We start from the raw sequence: 15,547 nt of genomic DNA, 5'->3' as shown, positions 1-15,547 counted from the left end.
CTAGTGACGAGGAACCCACCCCCAGAAACGATTTGCGAGAGTCAGGTTCGCCTCGTACATGTCGTCATGGAAAGTCGTAAGCAGCGCGCAGACACTCTGTGCAACAACCTGTTCCTTTTCTGGGATCGGAGGTTTCCAATCGAACGGCCGACAGAGTGACTCCACAATTTCCTCAAGAGCCCACCCATCGTCTCCTGTGAAGTCACGGGAAAACTCCAGGGCTGGCTTAGGGCTTGCTTTCGTCAGGTCGGAGGAACAGATCATGCCGAGGATGTCGCATCTCCACCGGGCCCAGTAGCGAGCACTCCGCAGACGTTGGGGCCAGTCGTGCTTGATGGTTTTGCCGTACCGGGCTTCGAGATCACGGGCCATGGGCTTAAGTGACTCCACCCTGCGTATCAACGTCAAGTAGGGGAGATACCCCTCCGCCAACACGGGCCGCCCCTTCGGGGGCGGCCCCCCGGCGAGGGCTTCGGCCCGCAATGCCGCCTTGAGCCTGGCAAGAAGCCGCCTGACCTCGGGGCTCTTCTCCCGGACGTTCCCGACCATGTCCTGCGCGTGCGGGATGCTGACGCTCGCCTGGATCCACCGGCCCGTCCTCGCCAGCCATCGCGCATCCTCGCGTCCCGTGTCCCTGATACGCCCGGCCATCTCCAGGAGCACCTTCCGGGCCGTGGCGTCGCGCCGGTCGAGAAAGCCCAGGATATCTGCCGCCCGGAGCAGTTCCAGCACATCATACGCCAGGGAGAACGACGGGAGGCCCGATTCGCTCCAGTCCGCCCAGCCGGGACCGGGCGGCTTGCCTGCGAACTCAGCCAGTACTTTGTCCCGGAGCGCGCTCGAACCGGGCAGGAAAATCGCGTTCTTGGCCGTGTCGAGCTCGACCGCGAGTTGGCGTATCTCCCCCGCCCCGCACCATGCGGGTGACGCGAAGGCGAGCGCGGCCAGCATCACGAGGAGCAAGACATGAAGCGGGATGGGGCGCATGGGGCACCTGAAAACTTTATCGCGAATATTCATCAGACGAAATCAATTCGTGCGAATTTATAAGATAATGCAGTCAAAACTGCAAGGCAGCCGCCTGCCCGACGGGCATGGGGATGACGAAGTCGGCGCAGTCGTCTCCAGGGTCGAAGCTGTAGGCCCCGAAATCTTCCACATGTTGGCCTTCCCGCCCGATCGCATCCGCGAGGTACTCATGGTGTTGCCGCCGTGGTCGGCGGCGATTCCGATGCGCATGGGTGTCCCTCCGAAAGGCTTTTTCAACTTTCTCCCCACATACCCCTATATGGGAAGCTTTGGAACTCCTTCCCGCTAAAATCGCGCGTTGTCTGCCCCGGCAAAGGAGGACGCCCCGCACGACCGTTTCATGGCCAGACGTTCCGGCATCCCGAAAGACTGTGATCGCCTTCCCGCAGGAGAATGCTTCAGGCATGGCAAGGAAGCGAAAACCGCTCCCGCCCTTGGGGAGTGAAAACGGCCGCATGCGGCCACAGGAGAATCGAAGATGGTGACGTTCGGATCAACTGAAGACAATGAACTCCCTTACGTGAACGCCCTCGCAGAGAGCTACGTGCGCGCCAACCCGGACGGCGAGCATTTCAACGGCGGCGTGCTGTCATACGGCGAGACTGGAAACGATTGGGCCGGAAGGCAACCGGACGATTACCTCCGCGTCAAGGGGGTGCTCTCCGACTCCGTATACCCGGCATCGCCGGATGGCGGCAGTTCACCGCCCGATGCCTCCTCCGGGGCGGCCCGGCCGGAGCTCCCCAAGCAAAATCAGCGCTGCCCGAGAAATTCCAATGGGTGAACGACCCGGAGAGGCTGTCGGAGTTCCTGGCGGACTTCAACAAGCGCCACCCGCTCAATCCCTCCAACGCCCCGCAGGCGGTCAAAGACGTCTACGGCAACATGAAGGCCCCGGACACCAACTACGGCCCGCCCACCGGGGCCAACGCCGACACGGCCAAGTACTGGGCCAACTATTTCGGGTATCCGGACCAGTACGCCAACAACAAGGTTTCCGTGGAATCGAAGGGTAAGGCCGATGCTTGGGTGGCTGGCTCGCAGGCTGGCGGCCTTGAGCAGGTGCGCCCCATCGCCGCTGCCGACGTCGGTTTCGACTTTGGAAACCGTAACGGCGGGAACCTTACCGAGCCCAAGGACATCGAGGCATTCCGGCAGGCCATGCACGACCCCAATTTCGCCACAATGGTCGGCTCCATGCTTGCCAGGAATAACTTCAATCAAGCAGGAGACGATCCGTTCAGGGCCGAGGCGGGCTACAGAAATGGGTTCGGCACGCTCAACGATATGGAACGGTCGGGGAAACCATGGCCAAACCCCGGCTATGTCAGAAAGATGTTCCCTGGCCAATGGAACGGCCAGTAACAGCAGAATGACCTACTTGGCGTCGAGCAGGTCCTCGGCCCTGTTCACAAATGAAATGAGATTCCTCTCGAGAATGGCGTTCCGGTAAGCTTCCAAGGCTTCAAGCGCCTCTCGCGCGAGACGCCGCTCTGGAGGCGAAAGCGGCGGGTATCTCTCGCCCTTTGTCTGGAAGGAGTACCGCACGGACATATCTGCATCTTCGTCCATCCTGTAGAGGTCCGTCAACAACTTGAGGCCCTCTTTGGGGGTCTTCTCCGAAATGTCCGCGACCAGGGCCATCGACCATAAATCGGCCCTGGTCCGGACATCTTCCAGAAGGTACGCCAGTTTGCCCGGCCAGTTGCTGGTGATGCGCGTGCTGTATCCCTTCGTCATTTTCTCCGCTTCCAGACGAATTTTTTCCACTCTGTGTTTAAAGCGGACAAATTCGGGAGCTGTTTCAGTTATAGACTTCTGCCACGCGCCAGGCTCCAGCCCTTCCGCATCACACTCCTGTTTCAGGTATGTGGCCACGCGCAACCACGCCTCCATCTCTGCTTGCCAACGCCTTGTGGCCAACGTCATGAATCTTTCATACTCTGAGGTCCCCTTGAATTTTTCAAGATACCTCGCCGTCTTATCATTCCAAGTGCCAATTCCATCCGCTGCCTGCTCATATCGGTGGGCGATGTTGAAGAAAATCAGCCTGGAAGCCCTGTCCTTCCTGCCGAGTAGGCCAAGATCCTTCGCCGCGTGGAGAAGCAGCAGAAGCTTGTCGGTGTCACCCGCCACGGGAAAATTCGACCAGCCGAAATCCGCCCAGCCCGGTCCGGGAGGATTCTTGGCCAGACGTGCCCGAAGAGCTTCCGGCTCCCCGCGCCAGAGATGCAACTGTTCCTGTTGGAGCTTGTGGGCGGCATCAAGCGTTGCCACGGCCTGCTCGAAACTGATGGTATCGGCGCGGACGGGTATACACCAGATATTTGACACTAAGAGAAACAGCACGGCCGCTGTAAACTTCATTTCCTAACCCCCGGGATTATGATGCTGAACGTGAAGGCACCCCCCGGCCTAATCCTGACTACGTCCGGGACATGTTCCCTGGGCAATGGGATGGGAAAACGCGATAGCGCGTTTATTCCCGGTGGAGCCAATGCCTGATCTCTGCATTACGGTCGTAGCTTGGCCCGTAATAGATGTCGAAAAAAGCATCGATCACGCTTCGAAGCTTTCTGGCAAGGGGTTGCTCCCAGGCAAGGAACGGCTTGTATCCATCGTCGTCCCACCAGGTGTTATGGATCACACCTTCAAGCGCCCACCCGGCTTCGTCGGTGAAGAATTCGGCATATTCGAGAGCGGGTTTGGGGCTCTTCTCCGAGAGCTTGGCGGCAGAGATCATGTTCAGGACGTCCGCGCGCCCCCTGGCCCACGTTTGGGTGATCCGTATGCGGCGCGGCCAATCCCTCGGGATAGCCGCGCCGTGCTCCCGCTCCAATTTAATAGCCAGGGGAACGAGAGTGTTGCTGTCGCGCACAAGCTTCGCATAATCTGGGAAAGATTCCGCCAACACGGGCCGCCCCTTCGGGGGCGGCCCCCCGGCCAAGGCTTCGGCCCGCAATGCTGCCTTGAGTCTGGCCAGAAGCCGCCTGACCTCCGGGCTCTTCTCCCGGGCGTGACCAACCATGTCCTGGGCGTGCGGGATGCTGACGCTCGCCTGGATCCACCGGCCCGTCCTCGCCAGCCACCGCGCATCCTCGCGCCCCGTGTCCCTGATACGCCCGGCCATCTCCAGGAGCACCTTCCGGGCCGTGGCGTCACGCCGGTCGAGGAAGCCCAGGACGTCGGCCGCCCGGAGCAGTTCCAGCACATCATACGCCAGGGAAAACGAAGGGAGGTCCGACACGCTCCAGTCCGCCCAGCCGGGACCGGGCGGCCTCTCGGCGAACTGGGCCAGCGTCCTGTCCCGAAGCGTGCTCGAATCCGGCAGGAAAATCGCGTCCTTGGCCTTGTCGAGCTCGGCCGTGAGTTGGCGTATTTCACCCGCGCCGCACCATGCGGGTGACGTCAGGGCGAGCGCGGCCAGCAGCACAAGGAGCAAGACATGAAGCGGGATGGGACGCATGGGGCACCTGAAAGCCTTGTCACAAAATATCACTCACCCGAAATCGACAAGACGAAAATCTTATAGGACGAATATCCTCCGGCTGCAAGACAGCCCCGGGCGTTACGCTCCCGCGCCTGCGTCCCCTCAACGCCTTCTACCCCGACCTGAGGGCCTCCACAATGTTCAGACGCGAGGCCCGAAGCGCCGGCAGGAACCCGCCAACCACGCCCATGAACAGCGCGAACCCCATGGACCAGGAGGCGATCTCACCCGTCAGGGTGAAGCGGAAGGCCAGCTCGGCGAAGGTCTGAAAGTTGGTGGTGGAAAAGGTCATGAAGCTTAAGAAAGCCGCGAAGAACGTGCCTGCCGCCCCGCCCAGCGTCCCCAGCAGCAGCGACTCTGCCAGGAAGGCCAGCATTATCTCCCGGCGCTTGAACCCCAGGGCCCGGAGCGTGCCGATCTCGCCCACCCGGTTGGCCACGGCCGAATACATGGTGATCATGGCCCCCAGCATGGCCCCGATGGAGAAGATGGCCGTAAGCGAGATGCCCAGCACCTTGAGGAAGCGCGACAACGCCTTGGACTGGTCCTCGTAGTACTTGCGCTCGCGCTTGACCTCGGCCTGCAGGCGCGGGTCGGCCTCGATGACGGAGCGGTAGGCCTCGAAATCCGAGGCGTCCGAAAGCTTGACCACCACCACGGAATAGCTCTGGCGGCGAAACGCCTGCATGAGCTGCTCGGCGTCGCCCCAGATTTCGGAGGCGAAGCCTGTGTTGCCCGCGTCGAACACGCCCACCACGGTCCAGTCGCGCTGGGCGAAGCGCAGGCTCTGGCCCAGCCCCACGCCCGCGAATTTGGACACCACGCTCTGCCCCACCATGATCTCGGTGGACCCCGGCTCGGGCAGCCGCCCCTGCTTGAGGACCACCTGGGGCCGAAGCTCCAGGGAGGCGTAGTTGGTCCCCCGGATGGCCACGTTGGAGGCCGTGCCGCTCTTCTTGGTGAGCGAGATGAGCACGATCAGCTCCTTGGCGGCCATGAGCCGCCCTTCCACGTCCACCGCCACCTGGGGCATGGTGGCGGCCACGTTGGCGGAGCTGCGGTCCACCGAGGACTGAACCTCGGTCTCGGAACTCTTGCGCAGGATGACGGCGTTGTCCGGGCTGCCCGTGGCCACCAGGGTCTGGCGCAGCCCCTCGGCCAGCATGAGCGTTGCCGTGAACACGAACACCACCAGGGCCATGCCCCCGGCCGTGAGCGCCGTGGTGGCCCGCCGGGTCAGCAGGTTGCGCCAGGAATAGCTCAAGGGGATGGCCACGGCCTAGCCCACCTTCCTAAGGGCCACGGCGATGCGCACCCGGGCCGCGTACCAGGCCGGATACACCCCGGAGAGCACGCCCACGGCCACTCCCGCCAGCAGGCCGTAGAGGATGGTCTGGTCGGACACGGCGAACACCGGGAAGAAGTCGGTCATGAAGGTGCCGAAGGCCTTGGCGCAGGGGATGATGAGCGCGAGCCCCAGCCCGGCTCCGGTCAGGCTCAAGACCAGGGATTCCCCGGCAATGAGCAGGGCCACGGTGGGGGCGCGGAACCCCAGGGTCTTGAGTACGGCGTATTCGCCTGTGCGCTCGCGGGCGGACATGGCCATTGTGTTGGCGGCCACGGCCAGGATGATCAGCACCACCACGAAGCTCACCAGCCGGATGGCCAGGATGATGGCCTCGGACATGGACACGAAGCTCATCTGGAAAGCCTTTTCGGTCTCGGTGAGGGTCTCGGCCAGGGAGTTGGCGAACTGGGCGTCCACGGCCTTGGAAATTTCGGCGGCCTTGTCCGGGTCCGCGATGCCCACCAGGTAGAAGCCCACCTGTCCGGCCCGGGCGGGGTAGTTGGCCCGCATGGTCTCGTCCAGGTAGGCCCAGTGGAAGAAGAGCTGCGTCTCGTCGGTGGTGGAGCGCGCCCCCCGGTAGATGGCCCGCACGGTCATCTCCCAGTCGCCTGGGAAGATGGTGCCGCGCAGGGTGATGTTGTCGCCCACCTTCCACCCGAAGCGCTTGGCCAGCTTGGCCCCGACCAGGCAGCCCTTGCGGTCGCGCAGGAAGGCCGCCTTCTGGTCGGCGTCGTCTATGACGAATTCGGGATAGAGCTCCAGCAGCGTCTGGGGTTCGTAGGCCAGGTTGGCGAAGAAGTTCTTCTCGTCGATGTAGATGCCGCCGAACCAGTTGCCCGCGCAGACCTTGGTGACGCCGGGCACGGCCCTGATCTTCTCCTTGTAGGCCAGGGGCAGGGAGAAGGTGAGGGACACGGCGTTTCGCGTGACCAGCCGGTTGGCTGAGCTCGAGGCCACGCCGGAATACCAGGCGTCGATCACCGTGCGGAGTAGTCCGAAGGCCAGGATGGCCACCATCACGCCCAGGATGGTCAGAAGCGACCTGAGCCTGTGGCGGAAGGCGTTCCTAAAGGCCAGCCTGACCAGCAACACGGGAGAGCTCCCCCTTGTCCAGTTGGCGCAGCACGTGGGCCTTTCTGGCGGCGCGAGGATCGTGCGTGACCATGATGATGGTCTTTTCGAGCTCGGTGTTCAGCCGGTCCAGAAGGCCCAGGATTTCCTCGGCGCTCACCCGGTCCAGGTCGCCGGTGGGCTCGTCGGCCACCAGGATGTCCGGGTCGGTGACGATGGCCCGGGCGATGGCCACGCGCTGCTGCTGCCCGCCTGAGAGCTGGGCCGGGTAGTGGTCCATGCGCTCGGACAGGCCCACGGCGGAAAGCGCCCTTTCGGCGTGCTCGCGCCGGGCCCGGCCGGGCAGGCTCGTGAGCAGCAGGGGCAGCTCCACGTTCTCCAGGGCGGTGAGCACGGGGATCAGGTTGTAGAACTGGAAGATGAAGCCCACGCTGCGGCTGCGCCAATCGGCCAGTTCCGTTTCACCCAGAAGGGTGATGTCCTGCCCGGCGACCGTGATGCTGCCCGAATCCACCCGGTCGATGCCCGCCAGGCAGTTGAGGAGCGTGGACTTGCCCGATCCCGACGGCCCCATGAGGGCCAGGAACTCACCCCGGGCGATGTCGAAGGAGACGTCCGCCAGCACGGGGATCTCCTGCCCGCCGCGACGGTAGGACTTGCAGAGGTTTCGTATCTCGATGAGCGGGGCCTCGCCGTTTCCGGCCCGGCCCCCTGCGGCCTGGGAGGTTCCGGACGCGCTCATTTTCCGGCCGCCGCGATCTTGTCGCCGTCCTTGAGCGCGGCGGGCGGGGAGAGCACCACCCGGTCCCCGGCCAAAAGGCCTTCAACAATCTCCAACATATCTCCAAGGGTGTTCCCGACCTTCACCGGGGTGAGAGCGGCCACGCCGCCCTCGGACCGGAACACCGCCTTGCCTCCGCCCGCGTCGATCACGGCCTTGACGGGAACAGCCAGCCGGGGAGCCCGCTCGTCCGGGGTGGGGGCGCGTTCCAGGAAGGCCACCTTGGCGCTCATCTGGGGAAGCACCCGGGGGTCCAGGGCGTCAAAGCGCACCTTGACCAGCACCGTGGCCTTGGTCTTGTCGGCGGTGGGCACGATCATGTGCACATAGCCCGGGAAGCGCTCCTCGCCGAAGGCGTCCAGCATGATCTCCACGGGCTGGCCCTGGCGGATCTTGGCCACGTTGGACTCGGACACGTCCGCCTCCACCTGCAGGGAGTTCATGTCCGCGATGGTCACCACCGAGGCCTTGGACGTGGTGGAGGCGCCGATGGGGGTGACGATGTCGCCCACGTCGGCGCTTTTGGTGAGCACCACGGCGTCGAAGGGGGCTCGTATCTCGGTGTACCCGGCCTGGGCCTTGGCCGCCTCCACCTGCGCCCTGGCCGAGGCCACCTGCCGCACGGCGTTGCCGTGGGCGCCCTCGGCCTTGTGCAGGCGGGCCACGGCCGCGTCGTAGTCGGAGCGGGCCACCAGGTCCTTCTTCACCAGCTGCTCGAGCCTGTCGTGGTTCAGGCGCGCGTCCGCGAGCTCGGCCTTGGCCACGTCCACGTTGAATTCGGCTGCGGCCAGGTCCGCCCGGGCCTTGTCCAGGGCGGCGGCCACGTCCAGGTTCTCAAGCCTCGCCAGGAGCTGGCCGGCCTTCACCCGGCTGCCCTCCTCCACGCCCAGCCACACCAGGGTGCTGGTGACCTTGGCGGCCACGGCGGCCTTGCGGTCGGCCACCACGTACCCCGTGGCGTTGACCTGGGTGAAGGCCCGGGTGGGGTAGACCATGACCGCCTGGACGGTCTCCACTTCCCGGGTGTGCGGCATGAGCGCCGCAACGGCCGCCAGGGCCAGCGCGGCGCCAGCGGCCCAGATCCATTTGCCGACCCGCCGGCGGCCCTGCGCGGAGGCCGATGCCTGACGGTCAATGCGAAGTTTTCCGAGATCCTGGTTCATGACGGGGCGAACTATAGCCAAGCCCATGACGCAGGTCATCAGCAATTTCGGTCATGCCGTCCGCATGGACAGAAGGGGGGACTTTGGTATAGGAATTTTTAGAGGATGTCCCCGGAAAAAGCTGTACCCTCCCCCCAAATCCTGCGCGGGGTTTTCGCCACCGAAACCGTCACCACAGTGGGCTTCGGGGCCACCAAACGCCGGGTCAAACAGACAGTCCACATCTTCGCCGAGGAGACCGGGGAAGGCACGGTCACCTGCCGCGCCTTGAGCGAAACCTACATCCCCCACGGCGAACCCAGAACCATCACCAAGGACGAACTGCTCCACAAGTTCATCCCTGCACCGCACATCTACCTGGACAAGGTCCTGCCCGCCCTGGCCCGCATCGAGAAGGCCACCGACGAGGCGGACCGCCTGCGCGGCGAAGGACAGCTCTTCACGGCCGAATTCGAATACAAGAACGTCCTGCGCCAGGACGAGGACCACATCCGGGCCTCGTTCGGCCTGGGCCTGACCTACCTGGACCGGGGCGAGACCGACAGCGCCCGCATCGTCTTCCACAAGCTCTCGCGCCTCAGCGGGACTTTCGCGCCCGAGTACAAGCACCTCTTCAACGAGTTCGGCATCAAGCTGCGCAAGAACCGCATGCACACCCAGGCCCTGGGCCATTACGCCAAGGCCCTGCGCCTGAGCCCCGACGACGAGCACCTGCTCTACAACCTTGCCCGGGTGCTCTTCGAAAAGGGGCGGCTCAGGTCCGCCAAGCGGTTCCTCGAAAAGGCCCTGGTCGCGCGTCCGGACTTCCCGGTTGCCCGCAAGTTCCAGGAATACATGAGCTCCAAGATGGTCGAAATGATCGAAGACTTCGAAGGCCCCGCCGTCGGGACACCGCCACCCGCGAGCCCGAAGGAAGGCGGCCAGTGAGCGTTCATTTTCTCGGCAGCTACCTCCTCGAACGCGGCATCGTCACCCAGGCCCAGATCGACGAAGCCGCCGCCCACCAGGAAAAAGCCAACCGGCGCCTGGGAGACCTGGCCGTTGACGCGGGCCTGCTCACCCCGGACCAGGTGGAGGCCGTGCTGGCCACCCAGCGGGAAACCGACCTGAATTTCGGCGCCCTGGCCGTGGCCATGGGCTTCGTGTCCAGACACGCCATGGACGCGCTGCTGTTCCGCCAGCACGTCCACCAGGTGCACCTGGGAGAGGCGCTGCTCACCCTGGGCCACCTGACCCCGGAACAATTCGGGGAGAGCCTCGACGGCTACGCCCACAGCGAGAACGAACGGCGCGCCGCCCTGGACAAGCTCTTCGAGGGACATTGCGGCCGGCTCTCCCTGCGGGAGCTGGTAGCGTCGCTGGAGCGGGCCTTCCTGCGCTTCGCGCGCTGCCCCCTCAAGGCCCACCGGGCCTTGGAGGAGGCCGATCTGGCGCGCCTGCCCTACCGCTTCACCTCGGAGCTTCCCGGATGTGGGGGAATTCTCCTGCGTTTCTGCCTGCACATGGACGAGCAGATGGTGGCCGCCATCAACAAAGCGGCCACGGGTCGTGACACCCGCCCCGAGGGGTGCGACTTGGGCGTGGGGGAAATGATCGGCACCATCGGGCATTACCTGCGCAAATCCTTCCGGGCGTATTCGCCGCGCCAGTGGCGCTGCGAATACGCTTCCGACGGCGAGATCGTCTCTCCCGGAGACTGCCTGCGCCTTTTGCTCGCCTGCCCCAGGACCCGAGTGGGCCTTTCCATCCAGGTGTTCCCCGCCCCGGCCGGAGACCCGGCGTAGCCGCGCGGCCAAGACGACTCCCCGGAAGTCGCCCGGGGGCTGCGTTCTTGACAAGCGGCCATATCCGGGTAATTTCATCGGGTTTACCGGATTTTGCCACTTCATTCACTCAGGAGACCGCCCAATGCCCATGATCGAGTTCAAGGATGTCCACAAGTGGTACGGGGATTTCCACGTGCTCAAGGGCATTGAGGAGTCAGTCGAGCAGGGCGAGGTGCTGGTCATCTGCGGGCCGTCCGGATCGGGCAAGTCCACGCTCATCCGCTGCGTGAACCGCCTGGAGGAATACCAGCGCGGCACCATTCTTTTCGACGGCAAGGACATCCACGACAAGGGCGTGGACGTGAACCTGCTGCGCTCCGAGATCGGCATCGTCTTCCAGCAGTTCAACCTGTACCCGCACCTCACCGTGCTCAAAAACGTCACCTTGGCCCCAGTCAAGGTGCGCAAGACCGACAAGACCGAAGCCGAGCGCACCGCCCTGGACCTTCTGGAACGCGTGGGCATCCACGACCAGGCCCACAAATATCCCGCCGAACTCTCCGGCGGCCAGCAGCAGCGCGTGGCCATCGCCCGCGCCCTGGCCATGCGGCCCAAGGTCATGCTCTTCGACGAGCCGACCTCCGCCCTGGACCCCGAGATGATCAACGAAGTCCTCAACGTCATGAAGGACCTGGCCCGCGACGGCATGACCATGCTCTGCGTCACCCACGAGATGGGCTTCGCCCGCGAGGTGGCCGACCGGGTCATCTTCATGGACGGAGGCGAGATCATCGAATCCGGCCCGCCGCAGGAGTTCTTCAAGAGCCCCAAGCATGAACGCACCCGGGCGTTCCTCAAGGAAATCCTCTAGCAACCCCAAATCCCGAGTGGAGGTTTCGATGAAGCGTCTCGCAGCGGCCTTGTCGGCCATCCTGGTCCTGGCTATGTGCGTCTCCCCCGCTTTCGCGGGCAAGCTCGACGACATCAAGAAGAAGGGCGTCCTGGTTGCCGGAGTGAAGGACTCCCAGCCTCCCTTCGGCTACGTGGACGAACAGTCCAAGCAGATCGTCGGCTTCGAGATCGACCTCATGAACGCCCTGGCCACCAAGCTCGGCGTGAAGCTTGAGATCAAGCCCGTGACCTCCTCCACCCGCATCCCCATGCTCACCCAGGGCGACATCGACATCGTTGCCGCCACCATGACCCACTCCCGGGAACGCGACAAGACCATCGACTACTCCATCACCTACTTCCTCAGCCAGCAGAAGCTCCTGGTGAAGAAGAGCTCCGGCCTCACCTCCATCAAGGATTTTGCCGGCAAGAAGATCGGCTCGGCCAAGGGCTCCACCTCCGAGCAGAACGCCAAGAAGGCCCAGCCCGCGGCCACCATCGTCTCCTTCGAAACCTACCCCGAGGCCTTCCTGGCCCTCAAGCAGGGCAAGGTCGACGCTGTGACCACCGACGACGCCATCCTGCTCGGCATCAAGAACAAGGACGACAAGCCCGAGGACTACGACCTGGTGGGCGAAGCCATCTCCGCCGAGCCCTACGGCCTGGGCATGGTGGAGAACGACTCCAAGTTCCGCGACGCGGTCAACTTCGCCCTGATGGAAATGTGGACCACCGGCGAATACCAGAAGATCTACGACAAGTGGTTCGGCAAGGACACCAAGTTCTACATCCCCCTGACCTGGACCATGGAGCTTTGGCCGTAGACAAAGCCTAACGGCCGGGGGGCCTCAGGGCTCCCCGGCTTTTCGGGCCGCGCCGCGCGGCCCAGTGGAGCAGCACGTTGGCGTATCAATTCGACTGGTCTTTGGTGGTTTCGGGACAATACGGCGACTGGATCGTCGATGGTCTCGTCACCACCCTCAAGGTTTCGGCGATTTCCACCGTCTTTTCGCTCGCCTTGGGCACCCTGGTGTGCGTCATGCGCATGTCGCGCGTGAGGCCCCTGGTGTGGTTCAGCCTCGCATTCACGGAATTCTTCCGGAACACGCCGCTGCTCGTGCAAATTTTCTTCTGGTATTTCGGCTCGGCCGCCGTGCTGCCCGAGAGCTGGAACCAATGGCTCTACAAGCAGGACTTCGAATTCGCCGCCGGCGTCATCGCCCTGACCGTCTACACCGCGGCGTTCATCGCCGAGGACCTGCGCTCGGGCATCTTCGCCATCCCCAAGACGCAGCTTGAGGCCTCGCGCGCCTGCGGGCTCTCCTTCATGCAGGCCATGGGCTATGTGATCCTGCCCCAGGCATTCAGGATCATCATTCCGCCGCTCATTTCCCAGTTCTTGAACCTCATCAAGAACTCCTCGTTGGTCATGACCATCGGGGTCATGGACCTGACCTACATGGCCCGGCAGATCGAGTCGTACACGTTCCACGGATTCGAGTCGTTCACCGTGGCCACGCTCATCTACTTGGCCATATCGCTGGTGGTCTCAGCCACGATCCAGGTCTACAACACGCGCGTCCTGCGCATGGGAAGGTAAGCCATGCACTGGGACGTCGTCTGGAACAACCTGGACTATTTTCTGTGGGGAGCCTTCCCCAAGGGCCCCATCGGCGGGCTTGCCCTGTCCATCCTCATGGCCTTGGGGGGCATCTTCGGGGCCTTCTGGCTGGGACTTCTCGTCGGGGTGATGCGTCTGTCCAAGAAGGCTTGGCTGCGGATTCCGGCCCTGGCCTACATCGAGGTGATCCGCGGCACGCCGCTGCTCATGGTCATCTTCTGGTTCTACTTCCTGGCCCCGGTGCTCCTGGGCAAGAGCCTGCCCGGCGACCAGTCGGCCATGATAGCGCTTATCGTGTTCACCAGCGCCTACGTGGCCGAGATCGTGCGCGCGGGCGTACTCTCGCTGCCCAAGGGCCAGATGGAGGCCGCGCGCGGTTCCGGGCTCTCGCACACCCAGACCATGATCCACGTCATCCTGCCCCAGGCGCTCTTCAACATGATCCCCTCCTTCGTGAACCAGTTCGTCTCGCTCACCAAGGACACCTCCCTGGGGTTTATCATCGGCGTGGGCGAACTGATGAAGATGGCCACCCAGGTGAACAACCGCACCATGAACGCCCCGGCCGAGATCTTCATCACCATCGCCGTGCTCTATTTCGTGGTTTGTTTCGTGCTGACCGAAGCCTCGCGCAGGCTCGAAGCGAAGATCAACCGTTACCAGGCCCGGGGGCGGTAGGGAGGGAACGCGCGCCACAAACGCCGACGTCAGCCATCGACCGGCTGATCCGTATGGGGCGCTGTTGTCTCGAAAACAAAATGGAACGCACACAAGATAATTCGTTTGTGGTCGTTGTCCCCATGTATAATGAGGAGGACAACGTCGATGAATTTTTCCGGCGGCTGGCCGTGCACTCGGAGGCGGGCCTCCTGGGAGTCGTCGTTGTGGACGACGGATCACGCGACCAAACCGTCACGCACATCAAGCGACTCTTCGCCACCTATCCCGTCCCGATCCGGCTCGTCAGGCTCTCCCGCAATTTCGGCCACCAGCAGAGCGTTATCGCCGGCTGCAGCGCGGCCTGCCACATGGCTCAGGAACTGGGCGCCGAATGGATCGGCGTCATCGACGGAGACCTGCAAGACCGCCCTGAAGACTTCGCGCTCCTGTTCGACCACGCGCATAGCCATGACGTGGTCCACGCAGTCAGGGCACAACGCCATGACGGCTGGATCATGCGTACCTTCGCCCCCATCTTCTATAATCTTCTCTCGCGCAGTTCCAACTTTCCCATTCCGCGCAACTCCGGAACCTTTTCCATCATCCGGCTGCCGGTGGCCAGGACCATCGTCGAGAGCGCTGACTCCGAGCCCTATTTCCCCGGCCTCAGGGCCTGGGCCGGATTCAGGCAAAAGGGAGTGGCGCTCGACCGCCAGGCACGGGCCAGCGGCGTCTCCAAGGTCGCATTGCGAGGGCTGATCCGGCTTTCGTTACGGGCCATCATGCTCTACTCGGAAATCCCGCTGAAGATGTTTTTCGTCCTAGGCCTGTTTCTCATGCTCATCATGGGGTTGGCCGGTGCGGTGGTCGTATTCCTGCGGTTGATCAAGGTCATCGATCCTTCCGGGTTCACCACCCTTTTCATTGTTCAAATCGCCTCGTTGGGCGTCAATCTTTTCTTTATGGGTGTTCTCGCTTTCATGATCAACCGGGTGAAACACAATTCGTCCCGGCAACGGGCCTGGCTGGTGATGGAAGAGACGACGAGCACCCCGGCCAAATCCGACTCCAGCACATGAGCGTCCCTCTCCAATCTCGCTTTCCCCGGCTCTGGCTTTTCGTCCAGTATGTCCTTTGTGGCGTCCTTTTCAGGAAGCGGTACGTCCTGCGCCATCTTCCCCGCTTCTCGAGGGTCATGGAAGTCGGGTGCTCCCTGGGCCTGGACAGCGTCAACTTCACGGGCAACACTAAGGAATTCCTTGGTGTTGACATCGATCCCGACGCTATCGCCACGGCCAGGAAACGATTCGCTGCATACCCGCACATGCGCTTCATCTGTCAGGACGTGCGCACCCTGGAAGGCCTAGAAGGCCATTTCGACTTCATCCTCTTTTGCGGCTCCTGCCACCACATTCCCAACGAGGAACTGATCTCCATTTTCCGTAGTACGCCCCGGTATCTGGCCGAGAATGGCAAGATAGTCGTCATCGACTACGCCACCAATCCCGCGCCGGGTCTTCTGGAGCGTTTCATTCTGCGCTTGGAGGAGGGAGAGCACGTCCGGACGACGCAGGAGCTGATCTCCCTCATTCAGTCTGCCGGTAACCTCGAAATTCAAGAACTTGTCGAGTTCGACAACCCGGCTTTTATTTTCAAATGGCCGGTGATGGGCAGGAAACTCTCGCTTGTCATGACACGGTCGCGCTAGCACGGCGTGTCCGCATTCA

The 15,547-nt window shown here is 63.2% G+C and carries 18 protein-coding genes; 11 read left to right on the top strand and 7 right to left on the bottom strand.

All coding sequences use genetic code 11. The annotated features are described in order from the left end of the window. The gene (locus ML540_RS13915; protein WP_243362154.1) at positions 1 to 987 is read right to left on the bottom strand and encodes a hypothetical protein; all 987 of its coding nucleotides are present in this window, start codon (positions 985 to 987) and stop codon (positions 1 to 3) included. Here ML540_RS13915 and ML540_RS13910 point away from each other — a divergent pair. The 3 genes from ML540_RS13910 to ML540_RS13900 all read left to right on the top strand — a co-directional run bounded on the left by ML540_RS13910 (position 986) and on the right by ML540_RS13900 (position 2,394). Further along, positions 986 to 1,318, top strand: a complete 333-nt coding sequence (locus ML540_RS13910) for a hypothetical protein (RefSeq protein ID WP_243362153.1) — start codon at positions 986 to 988, stop codon at positions 1,316 to 1,318. The two genes, ML540_RS13915 and ML540_RS13910, sit on opposite strands and share 2 nt — an antisense overlap. Positions 1,319 to 1,507: 189 nt before the next feature. Then, the gene (locus tag ML540_RS13905) at positions 1,508 to 1,813 is read left to right on the top strand and encodes a hypothetical protein (RefSeq protein ID WP_243362152.1); all 306 of its coding nucleotides are present in this window, start codon (positions 1,508 to 1,510) and stop codon (positions 1,811 to 1,813) included. Then, a complete protein-coding gene (locus ML540_RS13900; RefSeq protein ID WP_243362151.1) occupies positions 1,810 to 2,394 on the top strand; it encodes a hypothetical protein in 585 nt (194 codons plus the stop codon). Before ML540_RS13905 ends, ML540_RS13900 begins: the two co-directional genes overlap by 4 nt. Positions 2,395 to 2,406: 12 nt before the next feature. Here ML540_RS13900 and ML540_RS13895 read toward each other — a convergent pair whose 3' ends face one another. The 6 genes from ML540_RS13895 to ML540_RS13870 all read right to left on the bottom strand — a co-directional run bounded on the left by ML540_RS13895 (position 2,407) and on the right by ML540_RS13870 (position 8,882). Further along, the gene (locus ML540_RS13895) at positions 2,407 to 3,396 is read right to left on the bottom strand and encodes a hypothetical protein (protein WP_243362150.1); all 990 of its coding nucleotides are present in this window, start codon (positions 3,394 to 3,396) and stop codon (positions 2,407 to 2,409) included. Positions 3,397 to 3,508: 112 nt separating this feature from the next. Further along, entirely contained in the window at positions 3,509 to 4,495 is a 987-nt protein-coding gene (locus tag ML540_RS13890) for a hypothetical protein (protein WP_243362149.1), read from the bottom strand. Between the two features lie 136 nt (positions 4,496 to 4,631). Next, complete coding sequence (locus ML540_RS13885) at positions 4,632 to 5,795, bottom strand: ABC transporter permease (RefSeq protein WP_243362148.1); 1,164 nt, start codon at positions 5,793 to 5,795, stop codon at positions 4,632 to 4,634. A 3-nt stretch (positions 5,796 to 5,798) separates the two neighbouring features. Further along, a complete protein-coding gene (locus ML540_RS13880; RefSeq protein ID WP_243362147.1) occupies positions 5,799 to 6,959 on the bottom strand; it encodes an ABC transporter permease in 1,161 nt (386 codons plus the stop codon). Continuing rightward, positions 6,934 to 7,680, bottom strand: coding sequence for an ABC transporter ATP-binding protein (locus tag ML540_RS13875; RefSeq protein WP_243362146.1), 747 nt, complete (start codon positions 7,678 to 7,680; stop codon positions 6,934 to 6,936). The genes ML540_RS13880 and ML540_RS13875 overlap by 26 nt, the downstream gene beginning before the upstream one ends. Next, positions 7,677 to 8,882, bottom strand: a complete 1,206-nt coding sequence (locus ML540_RS13870) for an efflux RND transporter periplasmic adaptor subunit (protein WP_243362145.1) — start codon at positions 8,880 to 8,882, stop codon at positions 7,677 to 7,679. Before ML540_RS13870 ends, ML540_RS13875 begins: the two co-directional genes overlap by 4 nt. Positions 8,883 to 8,987: 105 nt before the next feature. On the opposite strand from ML540_RS13870, the gene ML540_RS13865 reads away from it, so the two are divergent. The 8 genes from ML540_RS13865 to ML540_RS13830 all read left to right on the top strand — a co-directional run bounded on the left by ML540_RS13865 (position 8,988) and on the right by ML540_RS13830 (position 15,528). Next, entirely contained in the window at positions 8,988 to 9,809 is an 822-nt protein-coding gene (locus tag ML540_RS13865) for a tetratricopeptide repeat protein (RefSeq protein WP_243362143.1), read from the top strand. Continuing rightward, complete coding sequence (locus ML540_RS13860) at positions 9,806 to 10,666, top strand: cyclic di-GMP-binding domain-containing protein, MshE-related (protein ID WP_243362141.1); 861 nt, start codon at positions 9,806 to 9,808, stop codon at positions 10,664 to 10,666. The genes ML540_RS13865 and ML540_RS13860 overlap by 4 nt, the downstream gene beginning before the upstream one ends. 124 nt (positions 10,667 to 10,790) lie before the next feature. Next, positions 10,791 to 11,519 carry an amino acid ABC transporter ATP-binding protein gene (locus ML540_RS13855; RefSeq protein WP_279343444.1) on the top strand — a complete coding sequence of 243 codons (729 nt, stop codon included), beginning with the start codon at positions 10,791 to 10,793 and terminating at the stop codon, positions 11,517 to 11,519. A gap of 28 nt (positions 11,520 to 11,547) precedes the next feature. Next, the gene (locus ML540_RS13850) at positions 11,548 to 12,363 is read left to right on the top strand and encodes an ABC transporter substrate-binding protein (RefSeq protein WP_243362139.1); all 816 of its coding nucleotides are present in this window, start codon (positions 11,548 to 11,550) and stop codon (positions 12,361 to 12,363) included. Between the two features lie 77 nt (positions 12,364 to 12,440). After that, the gene (locus ML540_RS13845) at positions 12,441 to 13,139 is read left to right on the top strand and encodes an amino acid ABC transporter permease (RefSeq protein ID WP_243362130.1); all 699 of its coding nucleotides are present in this window, start codon (positions 12,441 to 12,443) and stop codon (positions 13,137 to 13,139) included. Positions 13,140 to 13,142: 3 nt separating this feature from the next. Beyond that, positions 13,143 to 13,838, top strand: coding sequence for an amino acid ABC transporter permease (locus ML540_RS13840; RefSeq protein WP_243362122.1), 696 nt, complete (start codon positions 13,143 to 13,145; stop codon positions 13,836 to 13,838). A 53-nt stretch (positions 13,839 to 13,891) separates the two neighbouring features. Then, positions 13,892 to 14,899: a glycosyltransferase family 2 protein gene (locus ML540_RS13835; protein WP_243362120.1), complete on the top strand. Its 1,008-nt coding sequence runs from the start codon at positions 13,892 to 13,894 to the stop codon at positions 14,897 to 14,899. Continuing rightward, positions 14,896 to 15,528 carry a class I SAM-dependent methyltransferase gene (locus tag ML540_RS13830; protein WP_279343443.1) on the top strand — a complete coding sequence of 211 codons (633 nt, stop codon included), beginning with the start codon at positions 14,896 to 14,898 and terminating at the stop codon, positions 15,526 to 15,528. The genes ML540_RS13835 and ML540_RS13830 overlap by 4 nt, the downstream gene beginning before the upstream one ends. Positions 15,529 to 15,547: the final 19 nt, after the last annotated feature.

This window comes from Fundidesulfovibrio terrae (assembly GCF_022808915.1).
Classification (GTDB): Bacteria; Desulfobacterota; Desulfovibrionia; order Desulfovibrionales; family Desulfovibrionaceae; genus Fundidesulfovibrio; species Fundidesulfovibrio terrae.
This window is presented reverse-complemented; position numbering and strand designations above follow the sequence as displayed.

Bases quoted from the DNA above. Each gene is read 5' to 3' on its own strand.
- ML540_RS13830 (WP_279343443.1), top strand. From the start codon at position 14,896: ATGAGCGTCCCTCTCCAATCTCGCTTTCCCCGGCTCTGGCTTTTCGTC.
- ML540_RS13850 (WP_243362139.1), top strand. From the start codon at position 11,548: ATGAAGCGTCTCGCAGCGGCCTTGTCGGCCATCCTGGTCCTGGCTATG.
- ML540_RS13905 (WP_243362152.1), top strand. From the start codon at position 1,508: ATGGTGACGTTCGGATCAACTGAAGACAATGAACTCCCTTACGTGAAC.
- ML540_RS13875 (WP_243362146.1), bottom strand. From the start codon at position 7,680: ATGAGCGCGTCCGGAACCTCCCAGGCCGCAGGGGGCCGGGCCGGAAAC.
- ML540_RS13910 (WP_243362153.1), top strand. From the start codon at position 986: ATGGGGCACCTGAAAACTTTATCGCGAATATTCATCAGACGAAATCAA.
- ML540_RS13840 (WP_243362122.1), top strand. From the start codon at position 13,143: ATGCACTGGGACGTCGTCTGGAACAACCTGGACTATTTTCTGTGGGGA.
- ML540_RS13890 (WP_243362149.1), bottom strand. From the start codon at position 4,495: ATGCGTCCCATCCCGCTTCATGTCTTGCTCCTTGTGCTGCTGGCCGCG.
- ML540_RS13865 (WP_243362143.1), top strand. From the start codon at position 8,988: ATGTCCCCGGAAAAAGCTGTACCCTCCCCCCAAATCCTGCGCGGGGTT.
- ML540_RS13870 (WP_243362145.1), bottom strand. From the start codon at position 8,882: ATGAACCAGGATCTCGGAAAACTTCGCATTGACCGTCAGGCATCGGCC.
- ML540_RS13915 (WP_243362154.1), bottom strand. From the start codon at position 987: ATGCGCCCCATCCCGCTTCATGTCTTGCTCCTCGTGATGCTGGCCGCG.
- ML540_RS13855 (WP_279343444.1), top strand. From the start codon at position 10,791: ATGCCCATGATCGAGTTCAAGGATGTCCACAAGTGGTACGGGGATTTC.
- ML540_RS13895 (WP_243362150.1), bottom strand. From the start codon at position 3,396: ATGAAGTTTACAGCGGCCGTGCTGTTTCTCTTAGTGTCAAATATCTGG.
- ML540_RS13835 (WP_243362120.1), top strand. From the start codon at position 13,892: ATGGGGCGCTGTTGTCTCGAAAACAAAATGGAACGCACACAAGATAAT.